Here is a 26,408-nt window from a genome sequence, read left to right as displayed (position 1 = left end):
AGGAATAAGTTAGCTTTAGAAGGGGCTAAAGCTAATATTTTTACAATGCTGCGTTAAATGGTTTTGATTTTGAATATATTAAGAACTGGTTTGCTAACCTCTATCGCTACCGTTGCTCGATTATTGTCGGGTTTTTTGGTGATGAAGTTTGTAGCGATTTTAGCTGGGCCTGAAGGCGTTGCACAACTCGGCCAGTTTATGAGTCTCACAGCGTTACTGGTTGTATTTTCGGGAGGGGGAGTTGGTGCAGGTGTCGTCAAGTATTTGGCGGAATATCGTGAGCAAAATATCTCCCTGCAGATACTATTAAACTCAGCATTTTGTTTTTCCCTCGCATCGTCGTTTGTGATGTGTGTAGTGGTGCTCGTTTTTAGCGAGCATTTATCGGTTTGGTTGCTTGGTGATCTGCGCTATCAAAGTCTGATTATAGTGCTGGCATTCGCACAGATTTTTGTAGCACTGCATAATTTAATCATCGCGATCGTCAATGGCATGATGGATGTAAAACGCCTTGCTGCGATACACGTAGGAGGGGCTGCTATTGGGGTGCTCGCCCCATTGGTTTTGGGCTACTATTATCAGTTGTACGGTGTGCTTCTGGCTTTTCTGTTGGCTCAAGCGAGTCTATTGTTTGTTAGTTTTATTTTCTATAAGAAAAGTGATTATTTCAAGTGGAGTTATTTTTCTCTGCTCTGGGATGTCGAGATGGTTAAAAAGTTGTCGCATTTTTCGGTGATGACATTAACTTCAGCACTTCTCGCTCCAGCAGTCCAAATTGCAACTCGAAATATTTTAGCTGGCAAATTTTCTTGGGAGCAAGTCGGGTATTGGCAAGCGGTAAGCAAGGTCTCGGAAGCCTACTTACTATTCATCACTATGGCCATCAGTGTTTACTATCTTCCTAAGTTATCTGCAATTATGGATAAAAGGTTGTTTATTGCTGAGATTAGAACTGCTTACCAATATTTGGTGCCGGCGGTCATTGTGTCTGCGTTAGGTATATATATATTCCGCGATTTTATAACTCAGGTGCTATTCTCTGACGAATTTTCGGATGCGCTTTATCTTTACGCTCCGCAACTGTTAGGTGATGTTATTAAGGTAATGTCCTTCATACTGTCTTTCATAATGCTCGCCAAAGCCATGACGAAATTATTTATATTTTCTGAGGTGTTTTTCAGTCTGACCTATGTGGCGTGGGTGTATTTTTTGACGGAGCACTTTGGGCTGGTTGGGGCGATGTACGCGTTTGTTGTGAATTACGCGATTTATTTTGTATTCAGTTTTGTCGTCGCTCGTCGCTTCATAGTGAATATGAGATGAGAGCAGGCATTTTATGCTGAAGTTATATCTCTTAGCATGGCGTATCGAATCATTTTAATTTCACTGCTGACAAGAATGAATGTCTTAACCGCTTGAATAGCTGTTGGCAAGGGGTGTTAGTGAGCAATCAGCGATCGAGAAGGAGATTTTGGTGGATAGGGTTGAAATCGCTGTACTGTTAGCTGCCTATAATGGTGTTAAATGGTTGCCTGCGCAGGTTGAATCAATTCTTCGGCAAACTAATGTTGATGTCACTATTTTTATTAGTGTTGATTCTTCCAGTGATTCAACAGAGTTATGGGCGAGCGAGCTGGCGCTAAATAATCCTCGGGTCAAAGTTCTTCCTCATGGCGAGCGCTTTGGTGGGGCGGGTAAAAATTTTTATCGGCTGATCCGTGACGTAGATTTTTCTGAGTTTGATTATATAGCTCTAGCTGATCAGGATGATATTTGGTTAGACGATAAGCTGATCGCCGCTCACAAGAAGATTTCGGAAACGTACGCTTCCGGTTATTCGAGTAATGTCACGGCGTTTTGGCCTGAAGGGCGAGAAGTCTTACTTGATAAAGCACAACCGCAACGTAAGTATGACTTTCTTTTTGAGGCAGCAGGGCCTGGTTGCAGTTATGTTCTTAAAGTGTCTGATGCGCTTGAGTTCAAACAATTTTTAATAGCAAATTGGTCGCTTGTATGTGAAGTGTCTTTGCACGATTGGATGGTGTATGCCTGGTTTAGGTCTAGCGGTCTGAGTTGGTACATCGATCCAGTCTCTCATATGCTCTATCGTCAGCATTCAAATAATCAGTTCGGCGCTAATACTGGTATTAAGGCTCTCATCGCTCGTTTGTCTTTATTGCGAAGCGGATGGTACCGAGGAGAAGTAACTAAAATTTCAGGTTTGTTGGCAGGTCAGGCTCAAGGATTGCCGGTGTCATTGGTCAAGCAAGGAAAAATTCCTTCCTCTTTTTTGATTCGTAACTGGGCTTGTTTGCGCCGTCGATTTCGCGATCGAATTTTCTTGTTGGTGATGATTGTTCTGGGGATTTATTAGGTATGTGGTTGTAAAGTGGTCTGTTTTTTTTGCAACTATCATCTCCGGTTAAGAGTGAAAAAAACTGGCGCGTGCAGGTCATTTTGAGTGTTCAGTAGGGTGAAACCTTGAGTGGAATTTTCAGGAATGTATAATCCTATCGGTAACCGTGCGATTCAAAGAGATTTCGCATGTCATTAAATTACGTTTTTATGCAATCGATTACACATGTGACAGCTGAGGAAACGCTGAAAGCTGCTGAGGAGCAATATATGGAGCATAAAAAATAATGATTCAGTCGTTGTTCTTTCCTATCGTTATTCTCCTGTCTTTGGCGCTGACTGAGGTGCTGCGACGTTATGCCCTTGCGCGCAGTATTATCGATGTACCAAATGCTCGAAGTTCTCACTCTGTTCCAACGCCTCGTGGTGGGGGAGTGGCGATTGTTTTGGTATTTCTCTTGAGCCTGCCGTTTTTGGCATGGATGCAGTTAGTGCCGGTCACTACGCTGGTCGCGGTGGGCGGAGCTGGAGCATTGATAGCAGTGATCGGATTTATTGACGATCACGGCCATGTCGCCGCTAGATGGCGCTTATTAGGACATTTCGCTGCCGCTGCCTGGGCGTTGCTCTGGCTAGGTGGTTTACCTGCGGTCGTCATCTTCGGGGTGAGTATCGACCTGGGATGGTTTGGTTACGTTCTGTCTGCGCTGTACCTGGTGTGGATGCTGAATTTGTATAATTTTATGGATGGAATCGATGGCATCGCCAGTATCGAGGCTATCTGCGTATGTATAGGGTCTTGTCTGCTTTATTGGGTAAGTGGTTTTGAGAACATGGTTTGGCTTCCCCTCTCACTCGCTAGCGCTACTGCAGGTTTTTTGTTTTGGAATTTCCCACCCGCGCGAATTTTTATGGGCGACGCCGGAAGCGGGTTTTTAGGCGTTGTACTGGGAGTCATTTCCATTAATTCTGCCTGGGCTTCTTCGCAATTGTTTTGGGCGGTGTTGATTTTGCTCGGCGTGTTCGTAGTAGATGCGACGTTTACTTTAATGCGTCGTTGTTTGCGTGGTGATAAGGTATATGAAGCGCATCGCAGTCATGCTTATCAATTCGCATCGCGGCGTTTTGGTAAGCATTTGCCGGTAGTACTGACGGTCGCTGCTATCAATATGTTTTGGTTGTTTCCAATAGCCCTGAGTGTAGTTTTACTAGGGTTGGACGGTGCACTTGGTCTGATTTTGGCTTACGCCCCTTTAGTTGTTCTAGCGGTGAAATTTCACGCTGGAGAATTGGAAAAAGATGATGGCCTCGGTGCTGGTCGGATCTAACGATTTGATTAGATAAGTCGTACTCGGCAAGCTGTAAATATACTGGCGAGGAAAGAAGAGAGGGGTTGTTTTATTCAATATCAATCCTGGTGAGTTGTTGCTTGGGCTGTCGCGCTGTAAAAGCGCGATAGTTTCAAGTTTTCTTTAGCTAATCGCGGTCTCCACCCAGTTGGGGGTTGGAGATCCGAAGCTTGGCGCCTTTACGAGCATCACTAAGTAACTGTCGCTCAGATTGTCTCGAGCTTGGCAGGATCAAAATTATCCGTAGTCGAAATCAGGACGGATGCTCAGGAGGGGAGATCAGTGCCACCTGGCTGCCAGCACAAGGCAGACGCGCAAGGCGCCGCGGAACGACTAAAAGATCAGCTTTTCGCAGGCCTCCTAGCGGCAAAAAGCGCACACATAAGAAGCCTGGACGGACTGAAGCTGGAGCAAGCAATTGTTTCAAAGGGAGGACCTTCGGTTGACTCTCTGCATGCCATAGTATATAAATTGCGATTATTCAATTAGGCCCTATTTCGGTCGCAACAATGTCCGGAGGACGTATTGGTACCTTTAGTATCCTACATCGTACCTGCTTACAATCATGACCAATACGTACAATGTTGCCTTGATAGTATTTTAGCCGATGTTTATGGCAACAAAGAAATTGTGATCATTGATGACGGTTCTACCGATAACACCGCGAAGGTGATCGAGCAATGGTTGTCACTTCATGCAGAGAACATAAACGTTATCTATAAGAGTCGCCCAAACAAAGGCGTAACGGCGACGATAAATGAACTCACAAGCTTGGCAAACGGTGAATTTCTCAGGTTGGGCGCCAGTGATGACTATTTCTTGTCGGGAGGCAGTCAAAAGCTGGTCGACTATTTATTAAACTTCCCTAATAAATTGGCTGTTATTGGCGACTCCATTGTTGTCGACGAACACGGCAACGTGATTCACGACAGTGGCATGACCGGCTTGCACCGAGCGAACAAGCAAAAATACCTTTCGGATGAAGGTATTATAGCGTCGGTTATCAACGACTGGGCGGTTGCGGGTCCTGTCCCGATGGTGCGTAAAGCATTCGTTACTGGTGGTGAAGGCTGGGACGAGAGACTACGGATTGATGATTGGGACTTTTTTCTCCGGATTGCGGCGCAGGGTGGGCTTGGCTTCATCGATGAGCGCGTATGTGCTTACCGGGTACACAGCACCAATACCTGCCGCACTCCCGACGTTACGTCCAGAATCAGGAATCTTCAAGAGTCCGGAAAAGTAGCTAAACGGCACATCGAAAAATTCCACGGCCCTTATAAGAAAATGCTTCAAGCGCAGTGCCACTTGGTCGATGCGAAGGTCGCATTTTTAAACCGCCAATGGATCAAGACTTCAATTTATATGGCGCGATATTTTGTATTTAGAATTGTGGGGGAGTTGGAAAGCATGAGCAACTCTAAAAAGGGCGGCGCGTGAAAAACTTCCATCGGTCTCCCTCTATATTTTTCTCACTGCCCTTGCTGGGCAGTTGCCTTATTGCGCTGCTTACATTTGAACTGCCTAAGGGTTACGGCGTCGGTATTTCGATATTGATGGTGGTTGCCGCATTGGCCATGGTATTTGATGCGTTATTAGGTGTTCGTTTGCCTGCGCGCCACGCACTACAGCTCGTGCCCTTTGACCGTTCGCCCGAATGCTATTGGGTGAAGGTGTTGGCCTGGTTGGTTCTGCTGGCCTGTGTTCTCGACTTGACGTTATTTCCACTGCCATTACTCCATCCGGAGATATATGCCAACTTCGACGGCGGTCGATCGCATGTTCGACATATCTCTAATATGTGCTGGGTACTCCCCATTGTGGGATGGCTCTGCTATACAGATAAACGCATCAGAATTCTTTTCATTGCTGTAGGACTGGCATTTCCAGTTCTAGTGCTGGACCGTAACCGGCTTTTTACCTCGGTCTATGGATTGGCCATAACGATGGTCTTTTTCTCCAAGCGGCAAATTCCCTGGAAAACCCTTATTGTCAGCTTGCTAGGGGCCCTGCTTCTTTTTGCTAAATTGGGGCAATTTCGTTCGGGGCGCCTTGATTGGGTGGCGTTGCCTTTTAGCGAGTTCTACGCCGCTGCATCTCCCGGATTTAAGTGGATTTTACTCTACATTGGCGCGGGAATTTATAACTTTAGTTCAATTATGGCTAAAGGCTACATCGATTCGGAGTTCTTGATTAATCAATTGGTTCCCGGGGCGGGTGGGGTAGAAACATTGGGTTCTACTATCCCCTTTGATGAGCCAGTCATTAACGTTGGAACTGAATACTTCCCTTTTCTAATGGCGTGGGGGTCGGTGGGCGCGGTGGGCGCGGCATTATTCTTGTACCTGTCACTTGTTGCCTCGGTTCATTTTTTTAGAGTGCGCCCGAATATAATCTCATTTTTGATATTTTTGCGCATCAGTTACTCTTGTGTGATGGCGGGCTTCGCCCCGCAAGCCTACACTTGGACCAATCTGGGCTTCATTGCATTGTGTCTACTGATGCAGGTTTTTACATATCGGGTACCCTTAATGGCAATGTCAAAATATGACAGAAAGAGCTAAAAACTTAGTCTGTTTGGTGGCTACAAGTCATGCCGGGACCTGTTGTGCAAATCGCCACTGTTATTAAGGCGGCATACTTTCCAGGCAGGCGTTGCCTACGAGTGCAGACAAAATTTTCATGGGCGGTTTTAGATGACTCGCCTAGGTCCGACAGCTAGGCCAGCTTGCTCCTGCAGATGTGCAAATTATCCGCGAGCTTATGCTGGTTTAGCATTTTTCCTGTATCTTCTCAGCGGCCTTGAGAAGGGGGCGGGTATCGAGTTCGGACCAGATAGCCTAACTTCAATTTACGCGAGTGATGCTTTATGTACGACCCTGAAGTAAAAAATGATGTGGAAGCTTTTACAATCGTGTCATTACTGAAATTTTTGACACAAGGCTGGAAATTCATTGCTGCCGGCGCTGTTTTGGGCTTGCTTGGGGCTGTCGCCTATTTATCGTTTACCCCATCAGAGTACGAAGCCTCTGCGATAATAAAAATGGGTGAAAACCGCGGGTTGGATGAAGACGGCCTGCCGAGACCTAACCAGATTGAGTCTGCAGTTTTGGTCATCGCGCGGCTGAACACCCCCGCTGCTTATTCGGACGAAGTCCTTCGTGAATGTGGCGTCGATGATGTACCAGGGGCTAAACAGCAGATGACCAAGCTAGCTCGGTACACCGCCGAAGGTCAGCCAGCTTTCCTTGCGGTCAACGTCCGAGGTCAAGGCGCGGAGTTTGCTACAAAATGCGCCGAAAGCATTTTCGAAATGGTTCGCCAGCAACAGGATGTCCTGAGCCAACCCGGCCGGGATCGTCTCTCGCAGTTGATTGCCGATCTTCATAAATCGCGACAAGCTCATTTGGACGCGCTAGGGAGTGGGGGTGGATTGGCAGAGGGGATGGCCAACTACCTCGCGCACCGCGATGCCATCAACAAAATTGAAGCGGATTTGCGCAAATACGAATACGCATTGGGTTACGTGCCCACTCAGCTCGTTTCTCTTTATCCTTCTCCTGAAGCCGTATTTCCTCGACAGACACCTGTGATTCTTTTGGGGCTTATTGCCGGGTTGCTGGTGGGGCTTTTGGCGGCTTGCCTGAGGCGGATTGGCAAAAACTGAAAGCATGCTCCAGTTGCAGAGCTGGCGCATGACAGTTTGGCTAAGGAGGGTGTATGAAGATATTTGTGACGGGAGCCTCCGGGTTTATTGGTCGTAACTTATGCGAGCAACTGTTGGCCGAGAGGCATGAGGTTGTGGCGCTGCATCGCAGACCTCCGCAAGTCGCTTGCGGGGAAGTAGTGCTTGGTGAGCTCGACGACATTGGAGCATGGTCAGACCGCCTGAAAACAGTGGACTGTGTCATTCATCTCGCGGGGCGGGCACATGTAAAAACGGCCCATGATCAAAACCCGCTGGAGGCATTTCGCAAAGTCAATCGTGATGCTTGCATTCGACTCGCCGAAGCTTGCTTGCTGAGTGGTGTACGACGGTTTGTTTTCATTAGCTCCATCGGTGTTAATGGAAATGAAACACAGGGTAGGGCGTTCACTGAGCTGTCACCAGTAGCACCTCACGCTCCTTATGCGATTGCCAAGTACGAAGCTGAGATGGGTCTGGCTGCTCTTTTTAAAGATACGCCTACCGAGTTGGTGATTATTCGTCCACCGCTGGTGTACGGGGCTCACGCGCCGGGGAATTTTCGGCGTCTGTTGAAATTGGTCGCCAGCGGCATGCCGATGCCGTTCGCTGAAGTAACCAACAGTCGCAGTGTTATCGGCGTTGAGAGCCTTTGCAATTTCATCTCGCTCGCGGCACAACATCCGAAAGCGGCGGGGGAATTGTTCCTGGTCGCTGATGAACCAGCAATATCGACTGCTGCCATGGTTCGAGCACTGGCGCGGGGGATGGGCAAACGAAGTATACAGTTGCCTGTTCCACCCCTATTGCTGAAGACATTGTTATCACTGGTAGGCAAGCAAGCGCTTTATCAGCAACTTTGTTGCTCGCTGGAAGTGGACAGCACCAATGCCCAGCAGACACTGGGCTGGATTCCAGATCGTAACATCGAGGCAAGCCTTCAGAAAGCGAGCGCCAGTTACCGAAATTTGTAGCACAGATGATCAATCTCTGGTGAATCGGGGCGAGAACCGACACCGTCGAACAGGTTGCAGGTTGCAGGTTGCAGCGATCCGCAAGGTCAAAGCAGCCGTTGATGTCAAGTGCACGCCATCGCTGCTGGCGCTCAGAACGCGGCGAACGACTACGCTCCGCTTGACGGTGTTCAGAAGCAGCATCCGTTTTGGGTGCTTGCTGAATAGTGTCGGTCATGGCGATTTAGCGATCACATTCCTCGTCCTTGGCGGTGAAGGCCGTGTATTTCCTTGCCCGTTAGATAACCCACGTTGGTCTGGGGGGGCGCACAAATCTGTCAGTAGATCCACATACGTCGTTTTTTCCTGTTACGGCGATGCCTACGTACGTACAATGCACTTCAACGAGTTCAAGCGATGGAGTAGGGCACTTTGGGGCAAGGCTATATGGATAGGCTGAGGATGTTTTTGCTGGGACTTCCGCGTCGGCAGAAGCGGTTAATCCAAGTGTTCACGGACGTGATTCTCGTTTGGGTGGCACTGTGGATGGCGTTCATCGTGCGTTTGGGGATTGATGAGATGATCAATCCTTTCAAAATTCATATATGGCTATTTGTCTGTGCGCCAATTATCGCGATTCCTTTGTTCATACGGTTCGGCATGTACCGAGCCGTCATGCGATATTTCGGCAACGATGCACTTGTTGCCATCATCAAAGCGGTCAGCCTTTCCTCGCTTATCCTGGCTTTGATGGTCTACTGGTACAGCAATCACGAGGCAGTTGTTCCCCGGTCCGTCATTTTCAACTACTGGTGGTTGAGCCTCGTCATCATCGGCGGCCTGCGTCTATGCATGCGCCAGTATTTCATGGGTGACTGGTTCACAGCGACCCAGCACGTTCCGTTCACAAATCGTGACGACGGTTTGACCAAGGTTGCTGTCTACGGCGCGGGTGTAGCGGGTAACCAACTGGTAGCAGCATTGCGTATGGGTCGTGTCATGCGACCGGTTGCATTCATCGATGACGACTCCAGCATTGCCGATCGCTCTATTTCGGGCCTGCATGTCTATAAACCCAAACACATCCAGCAGATGATCGATGTCACTGGTGCGCAAGAGATCCTTCTTGCGCTGCCGTCTTCGACACGCGCTCGGCGCCGTGAAATTCTCAATGTGCTGGAAGGGTTTCCGCTACACGTGCGCAGCGTCCCCAACTTTACTGATTTGGCCAGCGGCCGCGTGAAGGTTGAGGATATTCGGGAAGTCGATATCGCCGACTTGCTAGGTCGCGACTCGGTGCCTGCCCAGCCTGAATTGCTGGAGCGCTGTATCCGCGGCAAAACGGTAATGGTAACGGGGGCTGGCGGCTCGATCGGGTCAGAGTTGTGCCGACAGATTTTCGCCCTGAGACCTACTACGCTGCTGCTGTTCGAACACAGTGAATTTAATCTCTACAGCATCCTGTCCGAACTTGAACAGCGCAGTTCTCGAGAGTCGTCTGCGGTGCAATTGTTACCGATTCTTGGGTCCATCCGTCATAAAGACAAACTTCTGGATGTGATGAAAACCTGGCGTGTCGACACGGTCTACCACGCTGCCGCCTACAAGCATGTGCCAATGGTCGAGCACAACATTGCCGAGGGTGTTCTGAATAACGTAATTGGAACGCTCAACACGGCTCAAGCGGCGCTACAAACGGGTGTGTCGAATTTCGTGCTGATATCGACAGACAAGGCGGTCCGTCCAACAAACGTAATGGGCAGCACCAAGCGTCTCGCCGAGTTGACATTGCAAGCGCTCAGTCGCGAGATTGCGCCCGTATTGTTCGGCGATAAGTCGAACATTTCGCGCGTCAACAAGACACGTTTCACGATGGTTCGTTTCGGTAACGTCCTTGGCTCGTCGGGTTCCGTCATCCCGCTTTTCCACAGCCAGATTAAATCCGGCGGGCCGCTGACGGTCACCCATCCGAAGATCACCCGCTATTTCATGACCATTCCTGAAGCGGCGCAACTGGTAATCCAGGCGGGCTCCATGGGGCAGGGCGGCGACGTATTCGTGCTGGACATGGGCGAGCCGGTGAAAATCGTTGAGCTTGCGGAGAAAATGATCCATTTGTCGGGATTGAGCATTCGTTCGGACAAGAACCCGCATGGCGACATTTCCATTGAGTTCACTGGGTTGCGTCCAGGCGAAAAATTGTATGAAGAGCTGCTGATCGGCGAGAACGTTTCAGCTACCCAACACCCGATGATCATGAGTGCGAATGAAGATCACCTCGCCTGGGACGTGCTGAAAGGTCGCTTGACTGAGTTGCTGGCGGCGGTTGAGAAAGACGACTACTCACGTGTTCGCCAGCTTCTGCGCGAAACCGTCAGCGGCTACACCCCTGACGGTGAGATCGTCGACTGGATTTACCAACAACGTCGCCTCGAACCCTGATTGTTTTACATCTCGCTGTAGGTGCTTGGGGTGTGAGAGGATCGGGAAAGCATTTCTGCATAAGCACCGCAAAAAAATCGTGGTGAACCAAGCTTCTCGCTCAACACAAAGGGCCGGTCATTGACCGGCCTTTTTGTATTCTGGTGGAGGTGACGGTACAGCCCAAGGCCGCGCTGGAATTAAAGTTACGAACATGAAGCTCGAATAAATGACCGTTAGCACTTGGGTTCGGCACATCGAGCTCGTTCAGTCCGAAGCCCGATATGCCGACACTATCACTGGTGTTTTCCCCCGCTCCGCGCTATTTCACGATAAACCGAGCAAGTAAGAACGTGATCGGCAGGGTGATAACTACAACCAGGAGCGGCGCCAGGATGACGGGGATAGAGAGTTGTTCTACAGCAATGTATATCAGGCATAAGCCGCTTAGGTATTGCACGATGTAAACAAGCGGGAACGAAAGAAGCTTTTTAAGGGAGAGGGGCTCGTTGAAGACGTAACGCGCATTGAGAACGTACGAAATCACGATACTTAAGGCATACGACAGAGAGTATGCATAGGTGTATACCATCACCTGAATAAACGCCAGATAGAAAATATATCCAGCGCCTGTATTGATGCAGCCAACGATAAGAAATTTGATGAATTCCAGATTAAAGAATTTCTTCTTCAATAACTGCATGAGGGTGTCTGTTGACCTCATCAAATATCCTCCAAATATATTCGCTCATCACACCAAGCATTACTATGATCAGGCCCAGCAGGAAAGAGACGAGGGTGGCCAGCGTCGCAAACCCGGGCACTTCAACTTTGCCGAACAATGCACTCAGCACCACAACGGTGCCATAAGCGAAGCTTCCCAGCGACACTATCAGGCCTATTGCCGAAATCAGTCTGACCGGAGCGAAGGAAAACGAAAAAATGGAGTCGATAAGCAGTTTCCATTTTTTTCCAAACGTCCACCTGGATTTTCCATGCTCACGAGCCACGCGAACGTAAGGTATTTTTTCGGGGGTGAACCCTAGCCAATACGGAAATAGAGGGAAGTTGATGTGCTTGCCACTGTCTTTAAGATAGGGCAGAAGCTGTCCGTCCATGAGCGCGAGGTCAAAACCATTTTTCGGATAGCTTGCCATGACGAACTTGCGCAAAAGCCTGTAATACACGGCTGAGAATATTTTTGACCCCAGTGGATCTTGTCTGTCTGTGCGCTCGCAGATGATGTACTTGGTACCGTTTTTCCAGCGGCTAACCATCTCCGGGATGAGTTCTGGCGGGTCCTGAAGGTCGGCGGCCAAGAATAGAAAGCAATCCCCAGTGATGTAATTCAGTCCGGTTTTTACCGCACTGATAGCTCCGAAATTACGACTCAGCTTGATCACTTTGGTGCCCGGGCGCGTAATCACGAACTGTCTGAGCAAATTCAGTGAGTTGTCCTGGGAGCCATCGTCGACGAAAATCAGTTCCAGCAGCATGTTTTGTTGTTGGAGTAACTGCTCTATGTACAGAAGCTTGCTGAATAGATCCGGCAAGGAGCCTTCGTTAAAATAGACAGGTACCACAATGGATAGCGTTTTCATCGGATCATACTTCCTGTGTCGATGCGCGCGCGGGTGAACTGGACGTCTGACGCAGCAATGTAAGCAGGCTAATGAAGCAGAGCAGCGTCACAGCGAGAAAAACACCATACATCTGGTGAGAGATCCACGGGCCGGAATACATGTAGAGCATTTGGTCCGGAAATGCCTGGAAGTTACCTGTCCAGGGGCCAACATTGATACTCAACCAGAACCTGGACAGGATCAATGCCATGCCGGCGACGGCATAGGTAAACCACCAGTCGACCTTGCGCTCATCGCCCAACTGGTTCAGTGCCTGGCACGTCAGCATTGCAAGAGCTGGCCAGGCATTGAGGAACTGACGTGACTCGGACCCGATCGACAAGAAGGCAAACAAGGCAATGTAGACGCTGAGGCCCAGGCCTTCGGCTTTTGCCAGTGCAGCGATACGCGGCCAGAGCAAGATGGCGATCATGTAAAACGGACCGTAGTGCATAGCGTGCGCAACGACGTTGATCAACGGGTTCGACAGGGATGCCTGCGTAAACAGGCCTAGATAGCTGGTGATAGTGAGTGGGCCAGGCGTCCGGTCGGAAAATTGAAAGACTATTGCTTTGACCGATACGTACAGGAGGATACCCACTACCACTGGCAGCACCTTGATGTGCCTAGATGCCCGCAGGTAGGCAGGCACGTCGATCATCGGCTTGAGGGCCAGGTAAATATAGGTAATGAACAGAATTATGCTGAGTGGAAGAATCTCGTTCTTGAAAAGGGTTGTGCCTTGGGATTGTCGTAGGCCATTGGCGTATAGATAGGCGGCAAGCGCAATCAGGGAGACAGCAATCAGTAAGGCTAACAGGTGGCTATGCAGAGAGGGCGGGCGGTTGGCGACGCTGGCCCTGCCTAGCATGATCATCGGCAGCGCGCCGTAAAGCATCGTGGGCCATACAAAGCAGCAGAGGAAGCTGAGCACCACCAATAGGGCGAAGCGGTTTTTGATGTAGGCATAGAAAATGCCGAGGCCTAAGACGTAGCCAGAAATATCCGTAAGAGTTGGGTTGTATGACAGGTTGGTGAGCACAGGGTAATTAAAGAACAGTGCACTGAAACCCAAGAAGTAAATAGGCGTTCGCCATTTATAATGTCGGCCGATCAGAATAAGTAATCCGGCTGCTATAATAAGTAGGCCGACATTGAATAAGTAGAAAGCGTGTATTACTCGAGGTGTTGAAGTTATATCATAGCCGAGTAACTTGCTGACGTTATGAATGACGATGGAAGGAAGCATGCGTCCAATATAATACTCGGACACTGTGTTGCTGGTAAGTATCTCTATTGAGTCACGTTGCGCCCAGTCAGCGTAGGCGGCGCCATCCCAGCCGAGGCCATTATTGTGCTGAATTCTTTCGCCGTGATTGAAATTAAAAGAGAGCCAGAACACCATGAACAGGACCCCTACACAGCCCATTAGTGCATGGCGGTCAATTCCAGATAGCTTATTCATTTCGATGTGTTTTCTTGTGGTGCACAGCCTGTAGGCTGCGATACGAAGTTTACCCACCAATAGAGGAGGCGTGTATTGTACTCATTGGGTGTATTGTGCTGTTTTGGATATCATCGGATATTGCCCAAAAACACTGCTTGCTTTTTATGGCACAATGCATTTTTTCAAGAACTGATAACATTATCAGATAGGGTATGACCTAATCAAGTGAGGCAGTGATCAGATACTGTATCTAAAATGAATCTTCGAGAAACTGGCGATGCTATTTCGGTCATGCCATTTTCGGCCGCAAACAGATGAGCTCACAAAAGTTAACCAGGGCTCTCCGGCTCTCCGGCTTTCTGTCGATCCAAAACCATCCACCGCGCGAGCTATTCACTGCTACACCTCTCTCTCACATCAATTCTCGCCGAATTCCGATTTCGTCCCTTCCTCATTTAAAAAATCATCGAAAACGACGCATTCCTTATTGGCGGGTCAGTCAGCGATAGGGGTGGGCGTCGCGCGTCGCTAACGCCTGGGCGATAGCTCCAGCGTTAGCAGCCCTGAGGACGAATCGTCGACTGGATCTACCAGCAGCGCCGCCTCGAACCCTGATTGTTTCACATCCTGCAACAGACACACTTTTGACAGCTCCACCACATCGCCTAAGTTTGGAGAGCAGCTTCGGAAAAGCTGCTTTCTCAATCGATGTTATGGAGCTTCATTTATGCGTACTGGCTATTTCTACTCTCTGGTTTTCGCCCTGTTGACCAGCGCCTCTATTGCTGCCGTCGCCGCGCCTGTGGCAAAGCCGGAGACTGGCAACGCACCTATGGTGCTGGAAGTCGCGCCTAAGGCGTTGTCTGGCAAAGTCGACCTTAATGGCGCTGATGCACCGACACTGCAGCGTGAGCTATCCGGTATCGGAGAGGCAAAAGCCAAGGCGATTGTTGCTTATCGTGACAGTAATGGACCGTTTTCGTCCGTAGACGAGTTGCTGGAAGTGAAGGGGATAGGCAAGGCGATCCTGGATAAGAACCGCGAGAAGCTGGAAGTGAACTAAGCTTTAACATCAACGCAGAGGCCGGTCATTGACCGGCCTTTTTGCATTTTGGCGTTAAGGACGGTGCCGTGTCTTCTATCGGTATCTAAAAAATTACGACTATCATATTGCCTTTGGATTATGCCTATAATAATTCCTGAGTCTGCCAAAGCAGGCGCTCACCTTCCAAATGCATCCTCACAGGAGCACGCTCATGAATTCTGTCCAGTCCCAAGGAACCGCACTCGTCACCGGAGCCTCCTCCGGAATCGGCGCCATCTACGCTGAGCGGTTGGCGGCCCGAGGTTTTGATCTGTTGCTGGTCGCTCGCGACGAGGAACGCTTGCAGGCGGCGGCGAGCAAGTTGCGCGCCGAGCATGGCGTCCAGGTCGAGGTACTCAAGGCAGACCTCACACAAAAAGATGACGTTCTGAAGATTGAACAGCGTCTGCGCAGCGACTCGAGTATCAGCCTGCTGCTGAATAACGCCGGTGTTGCCGCCGATGGTCTGTTGGCGAATTCCGACATGGACCAAATGGAAAAACTGATTCAGCTCAACGTCACCACCGTGACGCGCCTGGCATCAGCAGCGGCCGCCAGTTTTGCAAAGGCAGGTCGTGGCTCGATCATTAACATCGCTTCGGTGGTGGCCTTGTTCCCTGAGCGATTTAATGCGACTTACAGCGCCAGCAAGGCTTATGTGTTAAGTCTGACCCAGTCTTTGAACGCAGAACTGGACGGCACCGGGGTCAAGGTCCAGGCCGTGTTGCCTGGTGTAACACGCACCGAGATCTGGGAGCGTTCCGGTATCGACGCAACACAAATCCCGGCAGATATGGTCATGGAGGCGGGGGAGATGGTCGACGCAGCATTGTCCGGGCTGGACCAAGGGGAGCTGATCACCATTCCATCGTTGCCGAACGCCTCTGATTGGGACGACTTTGTAAAAGCCCGCCTGGTCATGGCTCCGAATCTTTCCAAAAGTACGGCCGCCACGCGCTACAAGTGAGGCGCCCTTAATCGGCTTGAGGTAATTGCGGTATGAGTGATCGTCGAGTGGTTGTAACGGGCATGGGCCTGGTGTCTCCGCTGGGGAGTGGTGTCGAGGCGGTCTGGGCGCGTCTGTTGGCCGGCCGCTCCGGGCTGCGTAACCTGCCTGACGACGTGGTCGCCGATCTGCCGGCCAAGGTCGGTGGCGCAGTGCTCACCGTGGCGGAAGATCCCGAGGCGGGTTTTGACCCGGATCGGGCGACGCCGCCCAAAGAGCAGAAAAAAATGGACCGCTTCATTATGTTTGCCATGGAGGCTGCGCGCCAGGCGCTGGAACAGGCCGGATGGCAAGCGTCGGACGCCAAGGCCCAGGAGCGCACCGCGACGATTATCGGCTCGGGCGTGGGTGGTTTCGGCGCGATTGCCGATGCGGTCCGCACCACTGACAGCCGCGGTCCGCGACGCTTGTCGCCCTTCACCATTCCTTCGTTTCTGGTCAACCTCGCGGCAGGTCATGTGTCGATCCAGCATGGTTTCAAAGGCCCGCTGGGTGCGCCGGTGACGGCGTGCGCGGCCGGGGTCCAGGCGATTGGCGACGCAGCGCGGCTGATTCGTTGTGGTGAAGCGGATATCGCCGTGTGTGGCGGCGCCGAGGCAGCGATCGATCGGGTCAGTCTGGCCGGGTTCGCGGCAGCGCGTGCCTTGTCCAGCGGATACAACGACACCCCGGAGCGCGCCTCACGGCCGTTCGACAGTGGTCGCGACGGATTCGTGATGGGCGAGGGCGCTGGCCTTCTGGTGATCGAATCGCTGGAACATGCCCTTGCCCGTGGCGCTCAACCCTTGGCCGAACTGGTCGGGTATGGCACCAGTGCCGATGCCTATCACCTGACTGCCGGCCCCGAAGATGGCAGCGGTGCGCGCCGGGCGATGTCGCTGGCCTTGGCCCAGGCGGGCATTTCTCCCGCACAGGTGCAGCATCTCAACGCTCATGCAACCTCGACTCCGGTCGGGGACCTTGGGGAGTTGGCCGCCATCAAGTCATTGTTCGGTTCCGACAACAAGATTGCGGTAACGTCCACCAAGTCCGCGACCGGGCATTTACTGGGGGCTGCGGGCGGGATTGAGGCGATCTTCACGCTGTTGGCGATCCGTGATCAGATCGTGCCACCCACTCTCAATCTCGAAAACCCGGATCCGGCGGCGCAGGGTGTGGACATCGTCCACGGCAAGGCGCGCTCGACGGCCATCGAGTACGCCCTGTCCAATGGCTTCGGGTTTGGCGGGGTCAATGCCAGCGTGTTGTTCAAGCGCTGGCAGGATTAATCCTGGGGTTGTTTGAGAAACTCGCGTGTCACGTCGAGGATCCGCTGGGCCAGCTCAGGGTTCTCGACACTGCGCGATAGCAGCAACGCCCCGACCAGGGCGGACATAATGAAGATGCTGCGGTCGGCGGCATCTTCGCCTTCAAGTGTGCCCTGCACTTGTTCAAGCCTTGCATTGAGCACCACATCAGAAGTCGGACTGGGCTGGCCCCTAAGGCCCAGTTCCGATGACATGGTGGGCAGCGGGCAACCTTCATCCGGTGTTGTCTGGTGCCACTCGGACAAATAGGTGTCGATGAACGTTTCCAGCGGGCGATCCTGAGCGAACAGCTCGGCACAGGTAGCGTCGCACTGATCGGCGGCAGCCTGCAGGGCCTTTTCCACCAGTTCGTCCTTGGACTTGAAATGCGAGTAAAAGCCGCCGTGTGTCAAACCCAATGCTTTCATCAGAGGTTGCAGGCCGGTCGCGCCAATTCCGTCACGGCGAAATCGCGCTGAGGCTTCCTTAATGATGCGTTGATGGGTCTGGGCTTTATGGTCCTGCGAGTAACGCATCGGGTATCTCCGCAACAATGCGCCATCTTAACCAATGAAAATGGGATGGTGACTGTACTTCTACTTCTAAAAAGCATGCAGATGAGTCCAACTTCGTCCTGCCGCATCGAATTTTCTGGCACGAATAGTGATTACTTGTCAGCTGAAGATTGTTGAACAATCACGAGGCGATGAGCATGAACAGCGGACTGTCCCTGGCCGACCACATCACATTGGAGTTACGCGCCGACATCATTGGCGGTCGTTTACTGCCCGGCATGGCGTTGGTGGAAAACGACCTAGTGTCTGCCTACAACGCTTCCCGCAACACCATTCGTGAAGCGTTGCACCGCCTGGGCCAGGACGGTCTGACCCGTTACGTGCGCAACAAGGGCGTGATGGTACGCAGGCTAAGCGTTGACGATGTGCGGGATCTGTTCAAGGTTCGCCGTACCCTGGAGCTGCAAGCCATCAGCGTGAGCCAATCATTGCGCGATGACCAATCCGGCTGGATGCTCGAGGCGCTGGAGGCCACCGAGCTGGCCCGGGAACGCGAGGACTGGCGCGCCGTCGGCACCCACAGCCTGGCCTTTCATCAACGCATCGTCGGGTTGCTGCGCAGCCCCTTGTTCGATGAGTTTCTCACCAACGTGGTTGCGCAACTGCGCCTGGCGTTCTGCACCGCGCCGGATGAGTCTCGTTTCCAGGCGCCCTGGCTGGCTCGCGACCGGCAGATCCATGACTTCCTTGTCGAGGACGACAAGCGTGCCGCGGCAGACGCGATGAGCGCTTATCTCGATGACTCTGAACACCTTCTGTTGCAAATGCTTGCCCCAACCCCCCATCACTGATCGAGGATTTGAGCCATGTACAAAGACTATCCGGCGGCCTATCAAGTCAGCAAAGGCTCGGCCTTGCAGGTGGACAAAGCCTTTTACGAAGGGATCCGCGACGCGAAGGAGGGCCGTACGCTGATCGAACAGTTCGAAGTGCCGATCCGTACCGGGCGCGCTTGGAACGTGCCGGCCGGGCATGTGTTTCGCGTGACAACGCCAGTCGGCCCGCAAGTCGGCGACTTCAATGTCTGGAATGCCCACGACCCGCGCGAGCGGCTATGGGCGGCGCGCACCCGGCAGCTGCAGGGCGCCCATGTCAGCACCCATGACCGGCTCTGGTCCAACCTGCCTTTTCTGCGGCCGCTGGTGACCATCACCGACGACAGCCTGGCCAGTTACGGCATCGACGAACATGGCGGTCGTTTGCACGATCTGCTCGGCACTCGCTGCGATCCCTATGTGAACAAAATGCTCACCGGCGAGGATTTTCACCATCACTGCCATTCCAACCTGACGCGCGCCGTGTTGCCCCATGGTCTGACCGAGTTCGACGTGCATGACGTGCTGAACATTTTCCAGTGCACCGGCCTGAACCACGACGACATGTATTTCATGAAAGCCTGTCCGGCGCAGAAGGGCGATTACCTGGAGTTCTTCGCCGAGATCGATTTGCTGTGTGCGTTATCGACCTGTCCGGGAGGGGATCTGTCGCTGGCGATGTGGGGCCCGGATGCGCAGGATCCGCTGAGCGTCTGTCGCCCGCTCGGGGTAGAGATTTATCGGTTGGAGGATTCGTTGCTCAAGGGCTGGAGCCAGCCGGAACGTGCCGCGTACAAAGGGCTGCATGGCCTGCACATTGCCAAGGCAGACTGGGAAAAATAATCGGTACGTAGGAGCGAGGCTTGCCCGCGAAGGCGTCCCTGAGATCGCCTTCGCGGGCAAGCCTCGCTCCTACAGAAGCTGATCAGCAGTTTTTTTTAGCGGTCCTGCGCATCCTTGGCATCCGCTTCCGCGTTGCGTTCCGCGACGCGTTTACGTTGCTCTTCGGTCAGATCGACCTTGTTGGCGGTGTCTCGCAGCATCATCAAACCACCAACGATCGAGCCGATTGCAACGACCAGAATCAACCAGGCATACCAGGGCATAGGGCTCTCCTTGAGGGCAGGCCGATTGGCGGGTTTCGCCAATCGATCGTGCATACCACTTTGAGCGATTTCATTTCGCAGTGGTTCCATTCTAGGCCTCATATCCCCAATCTACCCGCCAATCGTGTAGGAGACTTGTAGGAGCTGTCGAGTGAAACGAGGCTGCGATCTTTTGATCTTGATCTTTTTAAAAGCAAGATCAAAAGATCGCAGCCTCGTTTCACTCGACAGCTCCTACAAAGGTCTTACAGCCCGGTCAACATCGCATCCGCCGGTGCATCGGCGCGCAGTTGCGCCGTGAGCATGAAGTACACGAAACCCACCGCCATGAAGCCAACGAAGATCAACCCGATCAGTGTGTTGAACCAGGCCATCGCCACCAGGCACACCACCGCCAGCAGCAACGCAATCATCGGCACCAACGGATAGCACGGCGCGCGGAAGGTGCGCTCCAGGTTCGGCTCGGTTTTACGTAGTTTGAACAGACTGAGCATGCTCATGATGTACATCACGATTGCGCCGAACACCGCCATGGTGATCATCGCCGCAGTCAGTGTCATGCCGCCGAGGTTGATCAGGCCGTCGCTGTAGATCGCCGCGATACCAATCACGCCGCCGGCAATGATTGCCCGGTGTGGCGTCTGGAAGCGCGACAGTTTGGCCAGCGACGCCGGCAGGTAACCGGCGCGGGCGAGGGCGAAGAACTGTCGCGAGTAGCCGAGGATGATCCCGTGAAAACTCGCCACCAGGCCGAACAGGCCGATCCACACCAACATGTGCAACCAGCCCGAGCTTTCGCCGACCACGGCTTTCATGGCCTGTGGCAGCGGGTCGTTGATGTTCGACAAGGTACGCCAGTCGCCAACGCCGCCGGCAAAGAACATCACGCCCATCGCCAGCAATACCAGGGTCAGGATGCCGCTGATGTAGGCCTTCGGGATCGTGCGTTTCGGGTCCTTGGCTTCTTCGGCGGCCATCGCTGCGCCTTCGATGGCCAGAAAAAACCAGATCGCAAACGGGATCGCGGCGAACATCCCGGCAATTGCAGGTGCGCCAAACACATCGGAGCCGGCCCAGCCATTCAGGGCAAAGTTACTGAAGCTGAATGCCGGGGCGACCACGCCCATGAACACCAGAAGTTCCGCCACGGCCAATACGCAGACAATCAACTCGAAGGTGGCGGCCAGTTTCACGCCGAGAATGTTCAGGCCCATGAACACGATGTAAGCGCCGACCGCTGCGTGTTTCGGGTCTAGAGCCGGGAATTGCACATTCAGGTACGCACCAATTGCCAAGGCAATCGCCGGTGGCGCGAAGACGAATTCAATCAGCGTCGCCAGTCCGGCGATCAATCCGCCTTTCTCGCCAAAGGCGCGCCGGCTGTAGGCAAAGGGACCTCCGGCATGGGGAATCGCCGTCGTCAGCTCGGTGAAACTGAAGATGAAGCAGGTGTACATCGTGGCGACCATGAATGAGGTCACCAGAAAACCGAGTGTGCCCGCCACGCCCCAGCCGTAACTCCAGCCGAAGTATTCACCGGAAATCACCAGCCCGACCGCGATGCCCCACAGGTGCAACGTGCCCAGCGTGGGTTTTAGTTGTGTGTTCATGCGTTTGCTCCCTGAACCGTTTGGACAGCTTCGGGGAGGGCGTCTGCAGTGGACGTGCCAGTGTTGTGATAGCAGTCGTAAAGCGTAAAAAGGTGTCGTATCGGGGATGTTCGCTGCTGGAAGGGCAGATTTTGTGCATCAGTTAGGGGCGTTGTTGCCTGTGATGCCGCCTTCGCGAGCAAGCCCGCTCCACAGGGGAAGGGGGTTATCCGGGCTGGCGCGTTTCAACTGTAAGAGCGAGGCTGCTCGCCAAGAAGCAGGCAAACCTTAAATTAAGGCGCCTGACAAACACAGGTCCAAGGTTCAGGAAAAAACCTCGGCATCCTTGAAGAATTCCGCAGCCTGATCCTTCCCGGATAGCCGCGGAGCTTCGTCCAGTTGCCAATCGATGGCCAGGTCCGGGTCATCCCAGCGGATGCTGCGTTCGGCAGACGGGGTGTAGTAGTCAGTGGTTTTGTAGAGAAACTCGGCGAATTCGCTCAACACCACAAAACCATGCGCGAAACCTTCCGGCACCCAGAGCTGGCGATGATTTTCGGCGGACAAGCGCACCGCAACCCATTTGCCGAAGTGCGGCGAGCTGCGACGGATGTCTACGGCGACGTCAAGTACTTCGCCAGCGGTCACGCGAACCAGTTTGCCTTGTGTGTTTTCCAACTGGTAATGCAGCCCGCGCAATACGCCTTTTAGAGAGCGCGAATGGTTGTCCTGAACGAATCGGGTATCCAGACCAGTCGCCAGTTGAAAGGCCTTGGCATTGAAGCTCTCGTAAAAAAAGCCTCGATCGTCACCAAAAACCTTCGGTTCGATAATCAGAACACCGGGTAAATCGGTGGTGACAATATTCATGGTTTTTCCTGCAAAGGATTTCGGGGGCCGACATTCTTGCTCAAACTGCAACCGGATGCGAGCGGCAGAGGTGGTTAGTTGGTCGGGCAGTTGATGCCGCCATTCGGTGATCTCCCATCGTGGGCAAGCCATGCACCTCTATTCATTCCGGGCGCCCAATCAGCCGACAAAATCAGTCAGAGGAAAGTCTTGTCCGCGAAGCCGCTCGTGCAAACACCGCTGTAACAAAGCCATAAACCCACTCTTTACGCTTTCTTTATGCCCAGCCAACCCCCTCGATCTCGTTCCTTTACAGCCTCCCTGCCGACAATGACTCCACACGCGGCAATACGCCGTAACACGGAGAACTTCCATGAGCGTTCTGGACGGGGTGTCACTGCTATTGGCAGTGGGGCTGTTCATTTATCTGTTGGTTGCGCTGTTGCGCGCGGACCGGAACTAGGAGCGGCTATGCACAGTTATGACTATTGGCTGATCCTGGCCTTCTTCGCCGTGGTGCTGATACCGGCACCGTTTCTCGGACGGTTCTACTACAAGGTCATGGAAGGGCAGCGCACTTGGCTGACGCCGATCCTCGGACCGGTCGAGCGTGGCTGTTATCGGGTGGCCGGCGTCGATCCGCAGGTCGAGCAGAGTTGGCAGAAATACACCCTGGCCTTGCTCGCCTTCAACCTTGCGGGCTTCTTGCTGTTGTTCGTGATCCTGTTGTTCCAGGACCACTTGCCGCTGAACCCGCAAAACCTGCCGGGCCAGGAGTGGACGCTGGCGTTCAACACCGCTGTCAGTTTCATGACCAACACCAACTGGCAGGCCTATAGCGGCGAAGCGTCGCTCAGCTACCTGAGTCAGATGGTCGGCCTCACCGTGCAGAACTTCGTCAGCGCCGCCACGGGCCTGGCGGTATTGGTTGCGCTGTGCCGCGGTATCGGTCGCAAATCGACCAAGACCCTCGGCAATTTCTGGGTCGACATGACCCGCGCTACCCTCTACGGCCTGTTGCCGCTGTGCCTGCTGCTGGCGCTGTACCTGGTCTGGCAGGGCGTGCCGCAAACCTTCGCGCAATACGTGAATGCTGTGACCATGCAGGGTGTCGATCAGGTGATTCCGCTCGGCCCGGCTGCCAGCCAGATTGCGATCAAGCAACTGGGCACCAACGGCGGTGGCTTCTTCGGCGTCAACTCGGCGCACCCGTTCGAGAACCCGACGGCGTGGAGCAACCTGTTCGAGATGGCCTCGATCATCTTGATCCCGGTCGCCCTGGTGTTCACCTTCGGCCATTACGTGAAAGACCTGCGTCAGAGCCGCGCGATCATCGCCTGCATGCTGGCGCTGTTCTTGATCGGCGGCGCGACTTCGCTGTGGGCCGAGTACCAACCGAACCCGACTTTGAACAACGTCGCCGTCGAACAGACCGCGCCGCTGGAAGGCAAGGAAGCGCGCTTCGGCACCACCGCCACCGTGCTGTGGTCGGTGACCACCACGGCGGCGTCCAACGGCTCGGTCAATGGGATGCACGACAGCCTCAATCCGCTGAGCGGCATGGTCGCGATGGTCAACATGATGGTCGGTGAAGTGATCTTCGGCGGCGTCGGTGCCGGGCTCTACGGCATGTTGCTCAACGTGTTGATCGCGGTGTTCCTCGCCGGCCTGATGATCGGTCGCACGCCGGAATACCTCGGCAAGAAACTGCAGGCCAAAGAAGTGCAATTGCTGGTGGTGACCTTGCTGGTGATGCCGGTCGGCGTGCTGGTGCTTGGCGCGATTGCTGCGAGCCTGCCCGGTCCGGTCGCGGCGGTGAGTAACCCCGGCGCCCACGGTTTCAGCCAGTTGCTGTACGCCTACACCTCGGCCAGTGCCAACAACGGTTCGGCGTTCGGCGGTTTCGGTGCCAACACCGCGTTCCACAACCTGATGCTCGGTCTGGGCATGTTGATCGGTCGCTTCGGTTACATCCTCCCGGTACTGGCGTTGGCCGGCAGCCTGGCGATGAAGAAGACCGCGCCGATCGGCCAGAACAGCTTCCCGACCCATGGCCCGCTGTTCGTGACCCTGCTGACCGTGACCATTTTGCTGGTGGGTGGCTTGACCTTCTTGCCGACGCTGGCGCTGGGCCCGATTGCTGAACACTTGAGCATGGGCTTCTGAGGATCTGATGATGAATATGCCCGTAACCAAAACCGTCGTCGCCAAGGCGCCGGAACAACCGAAAACCGCGATCTCGGCCCTGTGGCGTCCGGCGCTGGTGCAAGCCTTCGTGAAGCTCGACCCGCGGCAATTGCAGCGTGCGCCGGTGATGCTGGTGGTCGAACTGACCGCGATCCTGACCACCGTGCTGTGCTTCATTCCCGACAGTGCCGTGCCGACCTTCGTCGCTGCGCAAATCGCGTTGTGGCTGTGGTTCACCGTGCTGTTCGCCAACTTCGCCGAAGCGTTGGCCGAAGGTCGCGGCAAGGCCCGCGCCGACAGCCTCAAGGCTGGCAGTGAAGGCCTGAGCGCCCGGCGCAAAACCAGCAACGGCGTGTTCCAGGTGGTGCCCGCCACCAGCCTGCGCAAAGGCGATGTGGTGCGCGTCGAAGCCGGGGAAATGATTCCGGGTGACGGCGAGGTCATCGAAGGCATTGCAGCCGTCAACGAAGCGGCGATTACCGGTGAATCCGCACCGGTGATTCGCGAATCCGGGGGCGACCGTTCGGCCGTCACCGGCAACACCCGCCTGGTCTCTGACTGGCTGCTGGTGCGCATCACCGCCAACCCGGGCGAGTCGACCTTGGACCGCATGATCGCCCTGGTCGAAGGTGCCAAACGGCAGAAAACTCCGAACGAAGTGGCGCTCGACATCCTGCTGATCGGCCTGACTCTGATCTTCCTGCTGGTGGTGGTGACCCTGCAGCCGTTCGCCCACTTCGCCAATGGCAGCCTGCCGCTGGTGTTCCTCGTGGCGTTATTGGTCACGCTGATTCCGACCACCATTGGCGGTCTGTTATCGGCCATCGGTATCGCCGGGATGGACCGTCTGGTGCGCCTGAACGTGATCGCCAAGTCCGGTCGCGCCGTGGAAGCGGCGGGGGACGTGCACGTCCTGCTGCTGGACAAGACCGGCACCATCACCTTCGGTAACCGTCGCTGCACCGCTGTTTATGCAGCGCCCGGCGTCACCGCGAAGGAGCTGGCCGAAGGTGCGTTGTTCGCTTCGCTTGCCGACGACACCGCTGAAGGCAAGTCCATCGTCGAATACCTGCGCGGGATTCACCCGCAACCTGAGCCGTCCGCCGAGGTGTTGACCGCTGTGCCCTTCAGCGCTGAAACCCGTTTGTCCGGCGTCGACTATCAAGGCCGCGTGTACCGTAAAGGCGCGGTGGATTCGCTGCTGGCTTTCGTCGGTCTGAAACGTGCCGATCTTGCACCGGCCCTGTCCCGGGAAATCGACAAGATTGCGCAGAGCGGCGGCACACCGTTGCTGGTCTGCGCCGAGGGTAAATTGCTCGGTGCGATTCATCTCAAGGACGTGGTCAAGCCCGGTATCCGCGAGCGTTTCGCCGAGCTGCGCAAACTGGGGATCCGCACGGTCATGGTGACTGGCGACAACCCGCTGACTGCCGCAGCGATTGCTGCCGAAGCGGGTGTCGATGACGTGCTGGCCGAGGCCACGCCAGAGAAAAAACTGGCACGCATTCGCCACGAGCAGAACGACGGTCGCCTGGTCGCCATGTGCGGCGACGGCGCCAACGACGCCCCGGCTCTGGCCCAGGCAGACGTGGGCATGGCGATGAACGATGGCACGCAAGCCGCGCGCGAGGCGGCGAACATGGTCGACCTCGACAGCGACCCGACCAAGCTGCTGGACGTGGTGCAAATCGGCAAGGAATTGCTGGTGACCCGCGGTGCGCTGACGACGTTCTCCATCGCCAACGACGTGGCCAAATACTTCGCGATCCTGCCGGCGCTGTTTGCTTCGATCTACCCGCAACTGGGCGTGTTGAACGTCATGCAATTGACCAGTCCGCAGAGCGCGATTCTCTCGGCAATCGTGTTCAACGCCTTGATCATTGTGGTGCTGATCCCGCTGGCACTGCGTGGGGTGCGAGTGCAGGCGGCGAGTGCGGCGGCGTTGCTGCGACGCAATTTGCTGATCTATGGGTTGGGCGGGATTCTGGTGCCGTTCGTGGGCATCAAGGCCATCGATATGCTGTTGACGGCGTTGCATCTGGTCTGACCCTGAGCGGTGTGCCAGGCACGCCGCCTTCG

The 26,408-nt window shown here is 54.0% G+C and carries 23 protein-coding genes; 16 read left to right on the top strand and 7 right to left on the bottom strand.

What is annotated here, in order from left to right:
- The first annotated feature begins 57 nt into the window (after nucleotides 1-57).
- The 8 genes from ACA049_RS22055 to ACA049_RS22020 all read left to right on the top strand — a co-directional run bounded on the left by ACA049_RS22055 (nucleotide 58) and on the right by ACA049_RS22020 (nucleotide 10,784).
- Nucleotides 58-1,323, top strand: a complete 1,266-nt coding sequence (locus ACA049_RS22055; protein WP_497329830.1) for an O-antigen translocase — start codon at nucleotides 58-60, stop codon at nucleotides 1,321-1,323.
- A gap of 145 nt (nucleotides 1,324-1,468) precedes the next feature.
- Nucleotides 1,469-2,374, top strand: coding sequence for a glycosyltransferase (locus tag ACA049_RS22050; protein ID WP_497336940.1), 906 nt, complete (start codon nucleotides 1,469-1,471; stop codon nucleotides 2,372-2,374).
- A gap of 268 nt (nucleotides 2,375-2,642) precedes the next feature.
- Entirely contained in the window at nucleotides 2,643-3,683 is a 1,041-nt protein-coding gene (locus ACA049_RS22045) for an MraY family glycosyltransferase (RefSeq protein WP_497329828.1), read from the top strand.
- A gap of 546 nt (nucleotides 3,684-4,229) precedes the next feature.
- Entirely contained in the window at nucleotides 4,230-5,144 is a 915-nt protein-coding gene (locus tag ACA049_RS22040; protein WP_497329826.1) for a glycosyltransferase, read from the top strand.
- Nucleotides 5,141-6,268 carry a hypothetical protein gene (locus ACA049_RS22035; RefSeq protein WP_497329824.1) on the top strand — a complete coding sequence of 376 codons (1,128 nt, stop codon included), beginning with the start codon at nucleotides 5,141-5,143 and terminating at the stop codon, nucleotides 6,266-6,268. Before ACA049_RS22040 ends, ACA049_RS22035 begins: the two co-directional genes overlap by 4 nt.
- Before the next feature lie 305 nt (nucleotides 6,269-6,573).
- A complete protein-coding gene (locus ACA049_RS22030) occupies nucleotides 6,574-7,371 on the top strand; it encodes a Wzz/FepE/Etk N-terminal domain-containing protein (RefSeq protein ID WP_497329822.1) in 798 nt (265 codons plus the stop codon).
- Nucleotides 7,372-7,424: 53 nt separating this feature from the next.
- Nucleotides 7,425-8,363, top strand: coding sequence for an NAD-dependent epimerase/dehydratase family protein (locus ACA049_RS22025; RefSeq protein ID WP_497329820.1), 939 nt, complete (start codon nucleotides 7,425-7,427; stop codon nucleotides 8,361-8,363).
- Between the two features lie 426 nt (nucleotides 8,364-8,789).
- On the top strand, nucleotides 8,790-10,784 hold the full coding sequence (locus ACA049_RS22020; RefSeq protein ID WP_497336938.1) for a polysaccharide biosynthesis protein: 1,995 nt from the start codon (nucleotides 8,790-8,792) through the stop codon (nucleotides 10,782-10,784).
- A gap of 301 nt (nucleotides 10,785-11,085) precedes the next feature.
- Here ACA049_RS22020 and ACA049_RS22015 read toward each other — a convergent pair whose 3' ends face one another.
- The 3 genes from ACA049_RS22015 to ACA049_RS22005 are packed head-to-tail and all read right to left on the bottom strand — an operon-like array spanning nucleotide 11,086 to nucleotide 13,850.
- Nucleotides 11,086-11,466, bottom strand: coding sequence for a GtrA family protein (locus ACA049_RS22015; RefSeq protein ID WP_403103744.1), 381 nt, complete (start codon nucleotides 11,464-11,466; stop codon nucleotides 11,086-11,088).
- Nucleotides 11,438-12,364, bottom strand: a complete 927-nt coding sequence (locus ACA049_RS22010) for a glycosyltransferase family 2 protein (protein WP_497329818.1) — start codon at nucleotides 12,362-12,364, stop codon at nucleotides 11,438-11,440. The genes ACA049_RS22015 and ACA049_RS22010 overlap by 29 nt, the downstream gene beginning before the upstream one ends.
- A 4-nt stretch (nucleotides 12,365-12,368) precedes the next feature.
- Nucleotides 12,369-13,850 carry a hypothetical protein gene (locus ACA049_RS22005; RefSeq protein ID WP_497329816.1) on the bottom strand — a complete coding sequence of 494 codons (1,482 nt, stop codon included), beginning with the start codon at nucleotides 13,848-13,850 and terminating at the stop codon, nucleotides 12,369-12,371.
- 709 nt (nucleotides 13,851-14,559) lie between these two features.
- Here ACA049_RS22005 and ACA049_RS22000 point away from each other — a divergent pair.
- The 3 genes from ACA049_RS22000 (at nucleotide 14,560) to fabF (ending at nucleotide 17,190) form a co-directional block, all read left to right on the top strand.
- Nucleotides 14,560-14,895 (top strand): ComEA family DNA-binding protein, encoded by a 336-nt coding sequence (locus ACA049_RS22000; RefSeq protein WP_497329814.1) that lies wholly within the window; start codon nucleotides 14,560-14,562, stop codon nucleotides 14,893-14,895.
- A 193-nt stretch (nucleotides 14,896-15,088) separates the two neighbouring features.
- Nucleotides 15,089-15,883 carry an SDR family NAD(P)-dependent oxidoreductase gene (locus ACA049_RS21995; protein WP_497329812.1) on the top strand — a complete coding sequence of 265 codons (795 nt, stop codon included), beginning with the start codon at nucleotides 15,089-15,091 and terminating at the stop codon, nucleotides 15,881-15,883.
- Nucleotides 15,884-15,915: 32 nt separating this feature from the next.
- Nucleotides 15,916-17,190 carry a beta-ketoacyl-ACP synthase II gene (gene fabF, locus ACA049_RS21990; protein ID WP_497329810.1) on the top strand — a complete coding sequence of 425 codons (1,275 nt, stop codon included), beginning with the start codon at nucleotides 15,916-15,918 and terminating at the stop codon, nucleotides 17,188-17,190.
- Here the strand turns inward: fabF and ACA049_RS21985 are convergent.
- A complete protein-coding gene (locus tag ACA049_RS21985) occupies nucleotides 17,187-17,744 on the bottom strand; it encodes a TetR/AcrR family transcriptional regulator (protein WP_497329808.1) in 558 nt (185 codons plus the stop codon). The genes fabF and ACA049_RS21985 overlap by 4 nt on opposite strands.
- Nucleotides 17,745-17,920: 176 nt before the next feature.
- Here ACA049_RS21985 and ACA049_RS21980 point away from each other — a divergent pair, with 176 nt between their 5' ends.
- Both ACA049_RS21980 and ACA049_RS21975 read left to right on the top strand, forming a co-directional pair.
- Nucleotides 17,921-18,574, top strand: coding sequence for a GntR family transcriptional regulator (locus tag ACA049_RS21980; protein WP_497329806.1), 654 nt, complete (start codon nucleotides 17,921-17,923; stop codon nucleotides 18,572-18,574).
- Nucleotides 18,575-18,589: 15 nt separating this feature from the next.
- Nucleotides 18,590-19,441 (top strand): urea carboxylase-associated family protein, encoded by an 852-nt coding sequence (locus tag ACA049_RS21975; protein ID WP_497329804.1) that lies wholly within the window; start codon nucleotides 18,590-18,592, stop codon nucleotides 19,439-19,441.
- A 95-nt stretch (nucleotides 19,442-19,536) separates the two neighbouring features.
- Here ACA049_RS21975 and ACA049_RS21970 read toward each other — a convergent pair whose 3' ends face one another.
- The 3 genes from ACA049_RS21970 to rfbC all read right to left on the bottom strand — a co-directional run bounded on the left by ACA049_RS21970 (nucleotide 19,537) and on the right by rfbC (nucleotide 22,163).
- On the bottom strand, nucleotides 19,537-19,704 hold the full coding sequence (locus ACA049_RS21970) for a DUF2897 family protein (protein WP_094468421.1): 168 nt from the start codon (nucleotides 19,702-19,704) through the stop codon (nucleotides 19,537-19,539).
- A 245-nt stretch (nucleotides 19,705-19,949) separates the two neighbouring features.
- On the bottom strand, nucleotides 19,950-21,314 hold the full coding sequence (gene eat, locus ACA049_RS21965) for an ethanolamine permease (protein ID WP_497329802.1): 1,365 nt from the start codon (nucleotides 21,312-21,314) through the stop codon (nucleotides 19,950-19,952).
- Nucleotides 21,315-21,617: 303 nt separating this feature from the next.
- Entirely contained in the window at nucleotides 21,618-22,163 is a 546-nt protein-coding gene (gene rfbC / locus ACA049_RS21960) for a dTDP-4-dehydrorhamnose 3,5-epimerase (protein ID WP_497329800.1), read from the bottom strand.
- A 352-nt stretch (nucleotides 22,164-22,515) separates the two neighbouring features.
- On the opposite strand from rfbC, the gene kdpF reads away from it, so the two are divergent.
- The 3 genes from kdpF to kdpB are packed head-to-tail and all read left to right on the top strand — an operon-like array spanning nucleotide 22,516 to nucleotide 26,376.
- Nucleotides 22,516-22,605 carry a K(+)-transporting ATPase subunit F gene (gene kdpF, locus ACA049_RS21955; RefSeq protein WP_007899818.1) on the top strand — a complete coding sequence of 30 codons (90 nt, stop codon included), beginning with the start codon at nucleotides 22,516-22,518 and terminating at the stop codon, nucleotides 22,603-22,605.
- A gap of 8 nt (nucleotides 22,606-22,613) precedes the next feature.
- Entirely contained in the window at nucleotides 22,614-24,308 is a 1,695-nt protein-coding gene (kdpA, locus tag ACA049_RS21950; RefSeq protein ID WP_497329798.1) for a potassium-transporting ATPase subunit KdpA, read from the top strand.
- Nucleotides 24,309-24,318: 10 nt separating this feature from the next.
- Entirely contained in the window at nucleotides 24,319-26,376 is a 2,058-nt protein-coding gene (gene kdpB / locus ACA049_RS21945; protein WP_497329796.1) for a potassium-transporting ATPase subunit KdpB, read from the top strand.
- Nucleotides 26,377-26,408: the final 32 nt, after the last annotated feature.

The sequence above is a fragment of the Pseudomonas sp. LBUM1662 genome (assembly GCF_059695915.1).
Note: the sequence above shows the minus strand (reverse complement) of the source record. Positions and strands in the feature narration are given on the sequence as shown.

Bases quoted from the DNA above. Each gene is read 5' to 3' on its own strand.
- ACA049_RS22015 (WP_403103744.1), bottom strand. From the start codon at position 11,466: ATGCAGTTATTGAAGAAGAAATTCTTTAATCTGGAATTCATCAAATTT.
- ACA049_RS22030 (WP_497329822.1), top strand. From the start codon at position 6,574: ATGTACGACCCTGAAGTAAAAAATGATGTGGAAGCTTTTACAATCGTG.
- ACA049_RS22025 (WP_497329820.1), top strand. From the start codon at position 7,425: ATGAAGATATTTGTGACGGGAGCCTCCGGGTTTATTGGTCGTAACTTA.
- ACA049_RS21995 (WP_497329812.1), top strand. From the start codon at position 15,089: ATGAATTCTGTCCAGTCCCAAGGAACCGCACTCGTCACCGGAGCCTCC.
- ACA049_RS21985 (WP_497329808.1), bottom strand. From the start codon at position 17,744: ATGCGTTACTCGCAGGACCATAAAGCCCAGACCCATCAACGCATCATT.
- ACA049_RS21975 (WP_497329804.1), top strand. From the start codon at position 18,590: ATGTACAAAGACTATCCGGCGGCCTATCAAGTCAGCAAAGGCTCGGCC.
- ACA049_RS22005 (WP_497329816.1), bottom strand. From the start codon at position 13,850: ATGAATAAGCTATCTGGAATTGACCGCCATGCACTAATGGGCTGTGTA.
- ACA049_RS21970 (WP_094468421.1), bottom strand. From the start codon at position 19,704: ATGCCCTGGTATGCCTGGTTGATTCTGGTCGTTGCAATCGGCTCGATC.
- ACA049_RS21980 (WP_497329806.1), top strand. From the start codon at position 17,921: ATGAACAGCGGACTGTCCCTGGCCGACCACATCACATTGGAGTTACGC.
- ACA049_RS22020 (WP_497336938.1), top strand. From the start codon at position 8,790: ATGGATAGGCTGAGGATGTTTTTGCTGGGACTTCCGCGTCGGCAGAAG.
- rfbC (WP_497329800.1), bottom strand. From the start codon at position 22,163: ATGAATATTGTCACCACCGATTTACCCGGTGTTCTGATTATCGAACCG.
- kdpB (WP_497329796.1), top strand. From the start codon at position 24,319: ATGAATATGCCCGTAACCAAAACCGTCGTCGCCAAGGCGCCGGAACAA.
- ACA049_RS22010 (WP_497329818.1), bottom strand. From the start codon at position 12,364: ATGAAAACGCTATCCATTGTGGTACCTGTCTATTTTAACGAAGGCTCC.
- ACA049_RS22055 (WP_497329830.1), top strand. From the start codon at position 58: ATGGTTTTGATTTTGAATATATTAAGAACTGGTTTGCTAACCTCTATC.
- fabF (WP_497329810.1), top strand. From the start codon at position 15,916: ATGAGTGATCGTCGAGTGGTTGTAACGGGCATGGGCCTGGTGTCTCCG.
- ACA049_RS22045 (WP_497329828.1), top strand. From the start codon at position 2,643: ATGATTCAGTCGTTGTTCTTTCCTATCGTTATTCTCCTGTCTTTGGCG.
- ACA049_RS22000 (WP_497329814.1), top strand. From the start codon at position 14,560: ATGCGTACTGGCTATTTCTACTCTCTGGTTTTCGCCCTGTTGACCAGC.
- kdpA (WP_497329798.1), top strand. From the start codon at position 22,614: ATGCACAGTTATGACTATTGGCTGATCCTGGCCTTCTTCGCCGTGGTG.
- eat (WP_497329802.1), bottom strand. From the start codon at position 21,314: ATGAACACACAACTAAAACCCACGCTGGGCACGTTGCACCTGTGGGGC.
- kdpF (WP_007899818.1), top strand. From the start codon at position 22,516: ATGAGCGTTCTGGACGGGGTGTCACTGCTATTGGCAGTGGGGCTGTTC.